Raw genomic sequence first — 13,715 nt, forward strand, 5'->3', positions numbered from 1 at the left:
CATAGAGCATACGGGCATCGCGCTTTCAGACTTGATAAATCAATCATGCCACCCCTTTTAAACAGGGCGCACCATTATTGCTGAAAAGACCGGCCGGGTTGTATTTGTCCATGTCTTTTCAAGGGTTATGTAATGCACAATCTGTTGACTTCAAAAAACGCACGATACTATGGCCTTGCGCTTGTCTTCTTGTTTTGCGGCACGCTGGCACTATCAGGCCTGCTGGGTTTCTTTGACCCCTTCAAGACCCATCACCTGGTGTTAAGCAGCACAGACAACCGCAACGAAATCATTATCTGGTCGCTACGCAAAGTATCCTGGTTCCTGTTCATGGCCGTATCGTTCAGCGGATCATTGCTGTTCCTGGATGCGGCAGTTACCCCAGCTACAGCCGCCTCTGACGATTAATCAGCGATGTGAGGCAATCAAGCGAATACGGGTAATTTCCGAGGGCGCTCCAAAGCGAATGGGCGGCCCCCAGTAACCTGTACCTCGGCTGATATAGACACATAACTTTCCTAGTCGATGAATACCGGCCACCCAGGGCTGCTGGAAACGCACAAAATGCATCCAGGGCCAGAACTGGCCGCCATGAGTATGCCCGGATAACTGCACATCGAAACCGGCCTCAGCCGCCAGTTTTGCTGAACGCGGCTGGTGAGCCAGGAGAATTCTGGGCACGCTATCAGGGGCTCCCCGAATCGCAGCGTGCGGATCGCTCTTGTGCTGCGGCACAAACATCCCGGCGGAATAGTCTGTAATCCCTGCCAGCACCAATTCAGCATCGTTATGAGAAATAACCACGTGCTCGTTAAGCAATACCCTAAGCCCCATAGTCTTCAGATGCTCTACCCACTCCAGCGCGCCTGAATAATATTCGTGGTTACCCGTTACAACATAGACACCGTAACGGCCCTTCAGCCCCGCCAGTGGCTGAATGTGCTCAGCCAACTGCCTAACAGAGCCGTCGACCAGATCACCCGTTACCGCTACGACATCCGCTTCAAGGCTGTTAACACGCCCAACAATGCCAGCAATATATGGCCGATGAATCGTAGGGCCTACATGAATATCGCTAATCTGGACAATCGTGAACCCCTCAAGGGCTGCCGGCAGGTTTTCGACGGGAAGTTCGACCTCAACGACTTTTGCAATTCGCCGTGCATTGAAGACACCCAACACGGTAAACAGCAGTACAAGGCCAATCACAGCCTCTGCCGAACGCTCGATAACGGCATCAGACAAATTATCTGGAAATAGCATAAGCACAGCGATTACCACACCGCGCACTACGCTTAGCACTGCCAGGCTGGAGAAGATGCCCATAGCCAGTAGACCTGCCCATGCCAGCCAGGGCTTTTCAAGGCTGCGTGAGCGGAACCCCAATGGAACCAGATAGCAGGATAACGCTAATAGAAGCCCGGCAAGCAGCCGTCCAAATCCATTAAGCGGCAGATAAGGAATCAGCGTCACGCCGACATAAACATGTAGCAAAATCAGAATGGCCGGCATTGTCCAGCGTGAACGAAACATTCAAAGGTCCTGTTCTAGAGCACTTAAGGAAGACCGCAACGTGCCTGAAACATAACCGCCTCATACATCCTCCGCCAGCAAAAGCCGCTGATCCTGGACATTTACGGTCACGCTTAACATTGCAGCTGTCGTCATGTTTATCAGAGCTACACCTATCTTTAATAGAACCTATGCCGTTCATGTTGTTCTTTATCCAAGGCTTCAAACCCTCAGGAGACAGGCAATGAGCAATAACATCGAAGGCAAGATCGTTGTAATTACCGGCGCCAGTAGCGGACTGGGTGAAGCAACGGCACGACAGTTAAGCCAGATGGGTGCAACCGTAGTTCTAGGGGCGCGACGTCTGGATCGTATCCAAACGCTGGCAGATGAAATCAACGGCAGCGGTGGCAAGGCGCTTGCTGTAAAAACCGACGTCACTGACAGCGTACAGGTCAAGGCATTGGTTGAGAAAGCCATAGAGACCTATGGCCGTGTTGACACTCTCCTGAACAACGCCGGTCTCATGCCGCACTCTCCACTAGAGCGGTTAAAGATAGAAGATTGGGACCGCATGATCGATGTCAACGTCAAGGGCGTGCTTTATGGGATTGCCGCTGTGCTACCCCATATGTCCGAACGCAAGTCCGGTCACATCATCAACGTCTCCTCGGTAGCCGGACACAAGGTACGCGCCGGCAGCACGGTTTACTCTGCTACCAAGCATGCTGTCCGCATTATTTCCGAAGGGCTACGCCAGGAAGTGAAGCCCTATAACATCCGCACCACTATCATTTCACCCGGTGCCGTTGCTACAGAACTACCAGACAGTATCACCGAGCAGGACGTCGCTGAAAATGTTCGCAAGTTCTACGAGATTGCGATTCCGGCCGACTCCTTTGCCCGTGCAGTCGTCTATGCCATGAGCCAGCCGGACGATGTAGACATCAACGAGATTCTCTTCCGCCCTACGCTACAGGATTATTAACGGTCCTCCTCTACAGAGCCTTGGCTACAAGGCTCTGTATCTATCGGCTCTCCAGTCAGTTTTTTTGACGTGCCGCCAAGCTGTGCCACAATTTCCACCTTTACCGTATACACCCTGAATGAGGCTGCCCGCCTCGTCTACCTCAGACGATGCGCTTGTGCGGCACATGAACCACTCATAAACAAAATCAGAAGGTTTGGTATGGAGGACGTCTCCCCCCAATGGCGCATGGCGATCGATCTAGAGCGCTGTATCGGTTGTCATGCCTGCTCTGTTGCCTGCAAGGTCGAAAACCAAGTGGAGCTTGGGTATTTCAGAACCAAGGTCTATTACCATGACCAGGGCGACTTTCCCCGCACACAGCGCAGCTTTCTTCCCGCTTTATGCATGCAGTGCGCTGATGCGCCCTGTATTAAGGCTTGCCCTACTCACTCCATTGAAAAAAGCAAGGATGGCATTGTGCGGATCAATGTCGACACCTGTGATACCTGGGGCACCTGCGTCACCGCTTGCCCATACGGCGCCTTGCACATTGATCCGGTCCAATTGATCGCAGACAAGTGCGATTTCTGCAGCCACCGCCTTGAGCAGGCGATGCAGCCAGCCTGTGTTGAGGCCTGTCCCACCGGCGTACTGGTATTTGGCGACCTTACCGATGCTGAAAGCCCTGTCTCCCGCCTCTATCAGAAGCGCGGCGCCGAGCTGACCAGCCTCAAACCTGAACAGGGTACCCAGCCACAAGTGCTGTACCGCGGCCTGGATCACGTTGCGCCTCGTACCATCGAGACCAAGCTGCCGCACGGACGTAATCACGACCCTCACTCCTACGAGATCGATACCTGGGCTGAACTCGGCACTCGTGCCTGATCACCTCTACGTCCTGACTTTTTCGAGCATGAACCATGAAACGTCGCACGTTTATCAAATCCGGCATGGCAGCCCTCGCGCAGCTCAAACTGGGTGAATACATCTATCTGGGTATTGGCACAGCGGTAGGCGCTGGCGGTGTAGCTGCCGCCTTAGCCATGGACCCGCCGCCTCGAAAGACTAAGCACGATTACAGTCAGGCCAAGCGGGTCAAGAGCGTATGCCTGAACTGCTCTACCGTATGCGGTATCGAAGGGTTTGTAATCGACAATCAGGTCGTCAAGATTCGTGGCAACCCACTTGATCCGAACATGGGCAGCTACATGACCTGTGCTAAAGGTCAGAGCGGGCCGACGATCAACAACTACCCCGAGCGCCTGCTCCACCCACTTAAGCGAGCTGGTGCACGGGGCGAAGGTTTATGGCAGCGGATTACCTGGGAAGAAGCGTATACCGAGATCGCTTCACGCATTCAACGTAGTATCGACGCTGGCCATCCTGAGCGGGTCGCCCTGCATGCCGGACGCTCTCGCATTGACGCCGAGATCAAGCGCTTCTTGGGCGCTATCGGCTCACCTGTTCAGCTCAACCATCGCGCCCTGTGCTCGGCCAGCAAGCGCGGCGCCAATTACATCAGCCTGGGTGATACCGATTGGGAGTCCATTGATGCCGAGCGCTGCCGGTACTTTCTGAACTTCGGCTCCAATTTCTATGAAGCTCACCAGGGCGGTCTTCATTTGGTCAAGCGCATGGCCACAGCACGCTTTGACCATGGCGCCAAGCTTGTAACCTTCGACGTTCGTTTATCCAATACCGCTGGCCGCAGCGATGAATGGCATGCACCTTTTCCGGGAACTGAAGGCGCCATTGCGCTCGCCATGGGCCACGTCATCATGCGCGAGGGTGAATACGATCGCAGGTTCATGGAGCACTTCGTCAATCTGGATATTGATGAAGTTCATGATTTCCTGGCTCCCTACACGCCTGAATGGGCTGCCCAGCAGTCAGGAATCGCCGCTGGCGACATCGAACGCCTTGCGCTCGAGTTTGCTCGTCAGCGCCCTGCGGCGGCGGCCTTTACCAACCGAGGGACGGGCGCTCACTATAACGGACTCAACTCAGAGCGTGCCGTGGTCATGCTCAACGCCCTGGTTGGCTCCGTTGGCCAGCCGGGCGGCTATTGCTATGGCCTGGAGGAAAAGCTCAGTGCGAGCCGCTATCCCCAGCCGCAACCAGTCCCCCCTAAACCCAAGCTGAGAACCGACCTGGAAGACCCACCGGAATGGCCCCTGGCGAATCGCTGGCAGGAGATGAAGGTGGGTCAGATCGTGTATGACTACATCCGCCAGGGCCGCGCCAAGGTTGATGTGTACCTCTCTTATACCATCAGCTCACCCATGACCTGGCCTGAAGGCCGCTCAACAACAGTAGAGGTGCTGAAAGATGAATCCCTGATCCCGTTTCATGCCTGCTCTGACGTGGTTTATTCGGAAATGGCTCATTACGCAGATCTCATCCTGCCAGACGCCACCTACCTGGAGCGCTGGGGGCTCGATACGCGAAACAGCCTGGAGCTCCAGCACTTCGTCACGCTGCGTCAACCTATGGTCCAACCACCAGGCGAAGCACGCAGCTATGCCGATGTGTTATTTGATATTGGTCGGCGCCTCGGCCCGCAACAAGCCAAATATTTCCAGTTTGGTGACCATGAAGCCTTTGTTCGGCACCAATGTGCCAATATTCCTGCTGGCAACGAAGCGGATGGCTTCGAGTACATGAAAAAACAGGGTGTCTACGTAGATCGTAGCGCACCCAAGAGCTATGAAGTTCATCGCAGGCCTCTCAAGCCTGAGCTGCTTTTGAATGCACGCATTGATGAGGTCACTCAGGTTATCTATAAGACCAATGCCTCCGGTAAGGAAGAAGCGATTGGCCTGATGATCGAGGAAGATGGCATCCGCAAAGCTGTACGAGGTTTCCAGACCCCGTCTCGTAAGTTTGAGCTCTATTGCGCGGAGCTGGTCAGCGTTGCGACAACGCTGGGTATCACCGACGACGGGCTTCCCAGCTACATCCCTATTCCGGCACACCAGAGCCTGCCAGAAGACCGGTTTATCCTGACCAGCTTCAAATGGAACGTGCATACACAGGCCCGGACAGCCAACCAGAAATACCTGACAGAGATCGTTCACGACAATCCCATGTGGATCAATGCATCCACTGCTGCGTCACTTGGCCTTAAAACCGGCGACTGGGTGGAGCTCACTACTTACCGCCCGGTCAGCGGCCCGCATGGTGATCAAGCGTACAAAGGCACAGGAGAACCTGTGGGCTCCGAGCGTGTACGTATATTCGTGACACAGGGGATACATCCACGTGTGTTCGCAGTTTCCAACAGCCTCGGCTACCTGGTGTCAGGCCGCGCCGCCCTGGCTCGACAAGGTGAGCGTAATAATGAGGCTGCACTTGGCCAGGAGGGATACGGAGCGACGCCCGAGCGAGACGACCTGAGCGCCTCGCTGTGGTGGGATGAGCGTCAGGGGGGGCGTGGCAACGGCTACAATGTAAATCGAATCTTGCCGATCAATCCGCAACCGCTTATTGGTAATCAGGCGTGGTTCGATACTGTTTGCAGTGTTCGAAAGGTCAGCGCCGAAGAGGCTTAGGTCAGTACCAGTAGGATAATTCCTACTTCTTGGTGCTACTCTGCCTAGGGGCATCGTAACAGCCGAGGACTAGGGCCCAATTCCTGCTATCTACTCGCTATGGGTCTTTTCTACCAACCAGCCTTCCAGGAATCAATCAGGTCCGGTGGTTTGGTCCAGAGGAGCTCCCGTTAGCCAATGAAAGCTTTTTAGCAGGCAAATAAAAACCCCGCCAAAGGCGGGGTTGTCAGTAATGCGGTTCTAAAGCTGCTGACTAAGCTCATAGGAGGTGATGAGATTGCAGTTTCAAGATAACCCACCTAACCAAAACAAAAGCTGAACAGCCTTTAATTTTTAAAATGAGCCAGGCATGCGTAAATCCAGACGCTATCTGAGCACTTTGGAAACTAGATCAAAACGATATAAAGGCAATTAGCCATTAAAGCTGGCGCTATGCTCTAATAATCTATAATTTTTGTGCAATGGATGATCATCTTGAGTTTCACTCATGCCAGCAAGGATGCCAGCGAGTTTCGTATCGATAGCGCTGTAGCGGCCATTGATTTAGAACGCTTTCAAGCACATGCCTCTGAGGTTTGCCGTCTAGCCCTGGTGCTCGATGGCAGCATCCATCCCGAATATTCAAGCAAGGCCCGCTATCTGATAGATCGGCTGATCCAGATTGATACCGAGCTGGAAGAGTTGGTGGGGGCCGCCAAGGCACTGATCGTTGAATCAAGAAACTACCAACGCCCAAGACCGGCCCCTGAATACGCTGAAACGCCTCCCCAACCAGGGCTGGATATACGCCCATTTTCGGATGGTAGACGGCTCGACTAACCTCAGGACGTAGCAGCCCGCATGGTTGGGCTTGGCTTGGGCTGCACCCGCTTTTGCCAGGTCGCCAGCTTTTCAAGCGTGATGCAGTCCTGCCAGTCAGCAAGGGTAACCCCCTTGCCTGCAAGGCTTTCACGCAAGTCCTTCAGGTAAGGATGTAGAACGATAGGGTTGCTGAAATAAGCACTGTTCAACGGCTCCGAACTGAACAGGATGCCATTTTCCTTATCGTGAACCATGAAGCTGAAAGTTCTATAAGCCTCACCTTGCTTGAAAACGCAGCGAAGTGGTGCCAGGGCATATCGAATCTTTCCACAAATGGCTTCGTAACGTAAATGTTGCATAAATCCCTGCCCAACTACCGATAACTAGGTTGCGCAAAGACCCTACAGATGTGAATTAGTTCAATTTAAACAAATAACTAGACTCAAAACCTGTACCTAAACCTCAATAAAAACTCTTAGCTAGCCGTGATGAGAAGGCTCTCGGTTTGCCTGCACCTGATTACGGCCGTCGCGTTTAGCCCGGTAGAGCGCCTGATCGGCATTCATGATGAGTTTTTTGCCGGAGCATTCATCTCCCCGATCTGGGACATAGGCATGTACGCCACAGCTGACCGTTACATAGCCGGTTGGATTGCCTGGATGTACCAGCTTAAGTTCACGCACATTTACACGGATTCGCTCTGCAACCAGAACAGAGCCGTCCAGGTCGCTTCCTGGTAAGAGCACTGAGATTTCCTCACCACCATAACGAATGGCAACATCGCTGGGCCGGTTTAGGCTTTTTTGAATGGCCTTGGCTACTTTCTGTAGGCAATCGTCCCCGCCTGGATGACCGAAGAGGTCGTTATAAGCCTTGAAATAGTCGATATCGATCATGATTAAACCGACTGGATGAGAGTAGCGAAGCGCACGACCCAGCTCGGCAGGTAACAATGTGTCCAGATAGCGTCTATTGGCAAGGCCGGTCAAACCATCATACATGGCCAGCTTTTCAAGCCCCCGCTTGGCGTCAACAAGGTCTGCTTCAGCCTGCATCCCATGCTGAATCTGACGAAGCAGCAAAAGACCAAACATTGTCATACCCAGCAGCATCAAGGCCACCATGGCAACAGCCCTGCGCGTTTCATCTGTCCAGTGGCTTAAGATGGTCTTTTTCGATAAAGCAGCGCCAATAACCAGTGGGTACTGCTCTAACTGGCGATAACCGTACATGCGCTCAACGTTGTCGACGAGCGCGCGCACGACTGCGATGCCCGTGGGCGAGTTGGGAAGATAATTGCTAAAAATTGAGCCCTGCTGCAGGCTCTTGTTCATGTACTCATCCTTGAATGGGCGTCGCGCAATGATTGAGCCGTCACTCAAGGCAAGAAAAATAGCGCCCTCTTCACCGAGCTGGAAACTGTCATAAAACTCTTGGAAATAACTCATCCTGATGGTGGCCAACACGACGCCGCCAAAACTTCCATCAGGCTTATTAAAGCGCCGTGAAACCGGAATGATCCAGTTATTGGTGGAACGGCTGCGTACGGCATGGCTGATGTGGACGTTCAGATCTGTGCTGGAGAGATGCTGTTTGAAGTAGGCGCGGTCTGCGTTGTTAATATTGGAAGGTATCGTTGCAAAGGAGGTAGCCAGCCACCCTCCTTTATCATCGTAGACAAACAAGCCTTCAAGCTGCGGAAGCGCCTGTACATGCCGTTTAAGCAGTGAAGTCATCCGCGCCAGATGCTGGGGGCTGGCACCGTCTATCTCCATACGCTCTTGCAGGCCGATCAGCACGGTATCGGCTTCGGTAAACGTATCTTGGGCATGCTGCGCCAGAGACTTGGCAAGGTTGGAAGTCATGACCTCCCCCTCGCTGATCTGGACGCTTCGTGAATTCCAAACTTGCCAGGCTGTCAGGGCCACCATAGACAGGCAAACCGTGACCAAAAAGAGGGCCGTCAGGAGCTGGAGCGGTAATCGCTTGGCCTTCGCGTCGTACCCATTTTCAAGATCAAGCATATCTAGGTAAACCTGGAAGACCGAAAGCCTGAAACAGCGGAAGCTCACTGTAACGCTTTATAGCGTAAACCGTACGGTATCGTTACGGAAATGCTCCTGCATTCTATGATGATACCCAGAAGCAGGTAGCACATTATCCATAGAGTGCAGCTCTGCGTGTGGAGTCACATGGCGGCAGTATTAAATTATAGTCGCTGCGTTGCCAGAACCTCAAAAGCCTCCTCATCCGCGTTACGCCCGCGCCAGGCGAGAATCTTGCCCGGACGGAAATTACGGGAGTCGATCATCGATTTTGTCAACCGAAGCTCACCGCGCACCCAGGCCGGATCATCCGGCGAAAGCGTGGCAGGTGCCTGCTCCAGGCAGGAGTAGAAGGCTCGCTGTCCATTCAGGTCGACATTCATGATCTGAATGACACGGTCTCTGGGCTGAGCATCGCCTGCAAGTATCTCGGGAATCAGATAAGCATTCAGAAAGACATCGGCAATCTGCACAAGATCGCTCGAGATATTTTTGAATGCGATGACTTCTACCCGTACGCCCTTCGCCTGAAGAGCCTGTACCAATGCGACGAAATCCCCATCACCTGTTACCAGCACAACCCGGTCAAGCTTATCGGCCTGGGTTAGCACATCAACGGTAAGCTCTACATCAACGTTGCCCTTGCGGGACGTTCCCGTATCGTTGTTATAACGCTTGACGGGTTTTATCAGCAGGCGAAACCCGGCGCTCTGGATACGCGCCACATGAGCAGCATGCCAGTTGGCATATTCGGGCTTTTCTTCCGCCAGCACTTCGTCAAAGGCATGATAGGCCTTGGCGATAGTGACAACACTGGATGCTTCATAGAAACGCCTGAGCGTTTCATAGCGCATATAACTGCCGCCACTTGAGCTGATATTGTCTGAATCGACATAGATGCCTGTGCGCACGAGTAACCCTTACCTGAACTGCAAACCATGACAACGCCCAATGAACGTCATCAGTATAGATCGCTAATATACCCTGCCACGACCATCTGCCGAAGTCGCAGGTTATCAGATTGATATCATAGTCTTGATAAGTAGCCGCTTGCCGGCTCTAAAGTACAGTTCGTCAACGGGTTGCGTCCGACGCGTCACAAATGTCATGTCCACCTTTTGCCGTTATGCGAAACTGCTCATCCTTGCCGTTTCGCTGCAAGTACAGAGAGAAGAATAAAACCCCCTGAGGTGTCACTTGAAGAAGCTGTATGTGCTAGGAACCCTGGCGGCCTGCTTTTGTGCCGCTGCGCTGGCTGAAACGGACCGCGCTGCCCCTTTGGCCAGAGAACATGACAAGACCGCTTTTATCGACAAGCTCATGAAGCAAATGACGCTTGAAGAAAAGATAGGCCAGCTGAATCTGGTAAGTGTTAGCCCAGACTATTCCAAAGAAGCCATTATGGCAGACATTCGGGCTGGCAAAGTTGGCGCGATGTTCAACACCGTTACCCGGCCCGACATTCGCCAGATGCAAGTTCAGGCCGTCGAACATAGTCGTCTCAAGATCCCGCTGCTGTACGCCTATGACGTCGTTCATGGCCATCGCACTATTTTCCCCATAAACCTGGGCATGGCCTCTAGTTGGGATATGGATGCGATTGCGTTGAGCGGACGCATTTCAGCGGAAGAAGCCAGCGCTGACGGTCTGAATCTGACCTTCTCACCTACAGTCGATGTTACCCGGGACCCCCGCTGGGGCCGTGTATCCGAGACGTTTGGCGAAGACAGTTACCTGACCTCAAGAATTGCCAGCACCTTGATCAGAGCCTACCAAGGGGATGACCTAGCTTCTACCCATTCAATCATGGCGAGCTTCAAGCACTTTGCACTGTATGGTGCTACCGAGGGCGGCCGTGATTACAACACGGTTGATATGAGCCCACAGCGCATGTTCCAGGACTACCTTCCGCCTTATAAAGCGGCAGTAGAAGCAGGTTCAGGTAGCGTCATGATCTCACTCAATGCCGTCAATGGTATTCCTTCTACCGCTAACCGTTGGCTGCTCAAGGATCTGTTGAGAAACCAATGGGGTTTCAAGGGCCTTATCATCAGCGACCATGGTGCAATCAATGAGCTGATTCGTCATGGCGTGGCGCAAGACGGGCGTGAAGCGGCAAAGCTCGCTATCAAGGCAGGCGTAGATCTGAACATGCACGACGACCTGTATGGCACCCAACTGCCTGCCCTGTTAAAGAGTGGCGAAGTGAGCCAACAGGAGATTGACGACGCGTGCCGTTATGTTCTGAGCGCCAAATACGATCTGGGCCTGTTCAAGGACCCTTATGCGTTTTTAGGTAAACCGAACGATCCCCCCTTCGATACCAATGCAGAAAACCGTCTGCACCGCGAGGCAGCTCGAGATGTTGCGCGTAAAAGCCAGGTTTTGCTTAAAAACACTGGAGATCTGCTTCCGCTTAGAAAAGAAGGCACCATTGCGGTCATCGGCCCACTGGCCAAGAGCCAACGTGACGTTATGGGTAACTGGTCGGCCGCAGGCGTCACCCAGCAAGCTGTTTCTCTCTATCAGGGAATTGCCAGCGCTGTAGGCAACAGGGCCCAGCTGGTCTATGCCAAAGGCTCCAACATCACTGAAGATGCCAGTATTCTGGCCTACCTGAACTCCTATGATCCTGCTGTTGAGGTGGACCATCGATCCACCGAAGACATGATCGAGGAAGCCGTCGAGGTAGCGTCTAAAGCAGATGTCATTGTCGCAGCGGTAGGTGAGTCGCAAGGTATGGCCCACGAGGCGTCCAGCCGTGCCCATATCGATATCCCTAACAGTCAGCGCAAGCTGATACAAGCACTGAAAGCCACCGGCAAGCCTTTGGTGTTGGTGCTCATGAACGGCCGCCCACTGGACCTGAGCTGGGAAAGCCAACAGGCCGATGCAATGCTGGAGACTTGGTTCAGCGGCACTGAGGGCGGCAATGCTATCGCCGATGTATTGTTTGGTGACTACAACCCCTCGGGCAAGCTGACCATGACATTTCCGCGCTCGGTAGGCCAGATACCGATCTATTACAATCACCTCAATACCGGTCGGCCATTCAACCCCAAGGATCCGGGCAAATATACCTCTCGTTACTTCGATGAAGCCAACGGGCCTCTTTACCCCTTTGGCTACGGCTTGAGCTATACGTCGTTCGAGCTTTCCAACATGATGTTGTCGAGCGATACCCTGCCTCGTAATGGCTCGCTCAAGGCCAGCGTAACGCTTAAAAATACAGGCCGCCGTGCGGGTGAGACTGTCGTCCAGCTCTACCTGCAAGATGTCACAGCCTCAATCAGCCGCCCGATAAAAGAGCTGAAGAACTTCCGTAAGGTGATGCTACACCCTAGCGAAGAACAGGTTATTGAGTTCGAAATATCCGAGGAAGACCTGAAGTTTTACAATGCGGAGTTGAAGTACGCAGCCGAACCTGGTGCGTTCAAGGCCTATATCGGACTGGATTCCGAAGAGGTAGAGGAGCAGCCGTTCCGTCTGTTGTAATCCGAACCGAGTGCCGGAATACCCGGCACTCGCTTTACCGCCTGGCTAGCCCATAAGTAACTGGGTGACGGTATGAATGATCAATCCGACCAGCCCTCCCACAAGCGTACCGTTGATGCGGATGAATTGGAGGTCTCGCCCTACGTTCTTTTCAAGCTGCTCGACCAGCTCGTGGGTGTTCCAGGCTTCAACTCGCTCTGCGATATAGTCTCCAACCTGGCTGCGGTAACGTTCGATGAACGGAGGCGCCACTTCCTCGATCTGATCGTTGATCCACTGTCTCATCTGTACATCTGCTGCCAACGCGGCGCCAAGCCCCTGTGTTAGACGAATCAAGCGGCGGCGTATCGAAGAGTCCTCCTTTCCCAAGTCGGTTTGTAGCCAATTGATTAGGTCATCCCATAATCCCTGGAGATAGCCTGCAATGGCGGGATGCTCGATCAGCTGCATACGGATTTGCTCACCTTTCACCCGAAACTTAGGATCACTTTTGAGCTTTTCGATGAAGTCCGCAACATAATGGTCGAAGCGAGCCCTAAGCTCGTGATCTTTGTCTTCACTGATCTCGGTAATGAGCGCCGAGATGCGTTTGACGACCTTTTCGGCGGACCAACGCCCTGCATACTCGTCAAGCCGCACATACCGCAGCGCGCCAAGTTCCGAAGAGATGGCGCGCGCAATCATCGCCTGCGTATCTTCGTCCTGCATCATGCGATCAATTTCACGCAGCACATCATCGAGCATGGCCTGATGGCGCCGGTCTGCCGTCATTACATCGAGTAACTGGCCGCTCAACAGCGCCAAGTCTACCTGCTGTAGCCGGGCCGTTGCCGTACGCTGGATAAAGTGCTGGACACGTTCATCTCGCAAGGCACCAATCCCAAAGCGAGCCACACCAACAAGGTGATTACCCAGTGCCTCAGCATGGTGAGGCTTTTGCAGCCACCCCGCCAACTGATCGGCTGCGTTGAATTCTCTGACCTTTGCCATCAGCTGGGACGTGGAAAGAAAATGAAGACAAATGAAATCCGAAAGCTTGCGGCCTATTCCGACCTTGTTACGGGGAATGATGGCGGTATGAGGAATAGGCAGCCCAAGGGGATGCCTGAAAAGCGCTGTAACAGCAAACCAGTCGGCAATCGCGCCCACCATGGCTGCCTCGGCAAAGGCAGCCACATAGTTCCAGGCAGGATGGGTATCGTGCAGCGCAGTGGCGATTGCATAAAGCACAGCGGCGGCCAGCAGCAGGCAGCCCGCCAGAACCTTCATGCGAAAGACCGGTGACTGCCAGCGATCCGGCTTTGAAGGTGAATCAGGTGTTATAGGTTCGGTGGCCAAAAC

Annotated in this window: 11 protein-coding genes; 6 read left to right on the forward strand and 5 right to left on the reverse strand. The window is 53.5% G+C overall.

The features are described 5' to 3' along the window. The first annotated feature begins 132 nt into the window (after window positions 1-132). The gene (locus IEX86_RS04870) at window positions 133-408 is read left to right on the forward strand and encodes a hypothetical protein (protein ID WP_188865001.1); all 276 of its coding nucleotides are present in this window, start codon (window positions 133-135) and stop codon (window positions 406-408) included. Here the strand turns inward: IEX86_RS04870 and IEX86_RS04875 are convergent, their stop codons facing one another. Beyond that, window positions 409-1,533 (reverse strand): metallophosphoesterase, encoded by a 1,125-nt coding sequence (locus IEX86_RS04875; protein ID WP_188865002.1) that lies wholly within the window; start codon window positions 1,531-1,533, stop codon window positions 409-411. A gap of 223 nt (window positions 1,534-1,756) precedes the next feature. Here IEX86_RS04875 and IEX86_RS04880 point away from each other — a divergent pair, with 223 nt between their 5' ends. The 4 genes from IEX86_RS04880 to IEX86_RS04895 all read left to right on the forward strand — a co-directional run bounded on the left by IEX86_RS04880 (window position 1,757) and on the right by IEX86_RS04895 (window position 6,852). Then, window positions 1,757-2,500: an SDR family oxidoreductase gene (locus IEX86_RS04880; RefSeq protein WP_188865003.1), complete on the forward strand. Its 744-nt coding sequence runs from the start codon at window positions 1,757-1,759 to the stop codon at window positions 2,498-2,500. Window positions 2,501-2,701: 201 nt separating this feature from the next. Continuing rightward, window positions 2,702-3,367: a 4Fe-4S dicluster domain-containing protein gene (locus IEX86_RS04885; protein ID WP_188865004.1), complete on the forward strand. Its 666-nt coding sequence runs from the start codon at window positions 2,702-2,704 to the stop codon at window positions 3,365-3,367. 35 nt (window positions 3,368-3,402) lie between these two features. Next, on the forward strand, window positions 3,403-6,033 hold the full coding sequence (locus IEX86_RS04890) for a molybdopterin-containing oxidoreductase family protein (protein WP_188865005.1): 2,631 nt from the start codon (window positions 3,403-3,405) through the stop codon (window positions 6,031-6,033). Window positions 6,034-6,507: 474 nt separating this feature from the next. Continuing rightward, window positions 6,508-6,852, forward strand: coding sequence for a hypothetical protein (locus IEX86_RS04895; RefSeq protein WP_188865006.1), 345 nt, complete (start codon window positions 6,508-6,510; stop codon window positions 6,850-6,852). 2 nt (window positions 6,853-6,854) lie between these two features. Here IEX86_RS04895 and IEX86_RS04900 read toward each other — a convergent pair whose 3' ends face one another. The 3 genes from IEX86_RS04900 to IEX86_RS04910 all read right to left on the reverse strand — a co-directional run bounded on the left by IEX86_RS04900 (window position 6,855) and on the right by IEX86_RS04910 (window position 9,790). Further along, window positions 6,855-7,193: a hypothetical protein gene (locus tag IEX86_RS04900; RefSeq protein WP_188865007.1), complete on the reverse strand. Its 339-nt coding sequence runs from the start codon at window positions 7,191-7,193 to the stop codon at window positions 6,855-6,857. Window positions 7,194-7,313: 120 nt separating this feature from the next. Continuing rightward, window positions 7,314-8,858 (reverse strand): sensor domain-containing diguanylate cyclase, encoded by a 1,545-nt coding sequence (locus tag IEX86_RS04905; protein ID WP_188865008.1) that lies wholly within the window; start codon window positions 8,856-8,858, stop codon window positions 7,314-7,316. 185 nt (window positions 8,859-9,043) lie between these two features. After that, a complete protein-coding gene (locus tag IEX86_RS04910; RefSeq protein ID WP_188865009.1) occupies window positions 9,044-9,790 on the reverse strand; it encodes a LabA-like NYN domain-containing protein in 747 nt (248 codons plus the stop codon). 286 nt (window positions 9,791-10,076) lie between these two features. Between IEX86_RS04910 and bglX the strand changes: the two genes are divergently transcribed. Further along, window positions 10,077-12,374: a beta-glucosidase BglX gene (bglX, locus tag IEX86_RS04915; protein ID WP_188865010.1), complete on the forward strand. Its 2,298-nt coding sequence runs from the start codon at window positions 10,077-10,079 to the stop codon at window positions 12,372-12,374. A 45-nt stretch (window positions 12,375-12,419) separates the two neighbouring features. Here the strand turns inward: bglX and IEX86_RS04920 are convergent, their stop codons facing one another. Further along, the gene (locus IEX86_RS04920) at window positions 12,420-13,643 is read right to left on the reverse strand and encodes a DUF445 domain-containing protein (protein ID WP_188865328.1); all 1,224 of its coding nucleotides are present in this window, start codon (window positions 13,641-13,643) and stop codon (window positions 12,420-12,422) included. Window positions 13,644-13,715 lie beyond the last annotated feature (72 nt).

The sequence above is a fragment of the Pseudomonas asuensis genome, assembly GCF_014646755.1.
Lineage (GTDB): Bacteria > Pseudomonadota > Gammaproteobacteria > Pseudomonadales > Pseudomonadaceae > Chryseomonas > Chryseomonas asuensis.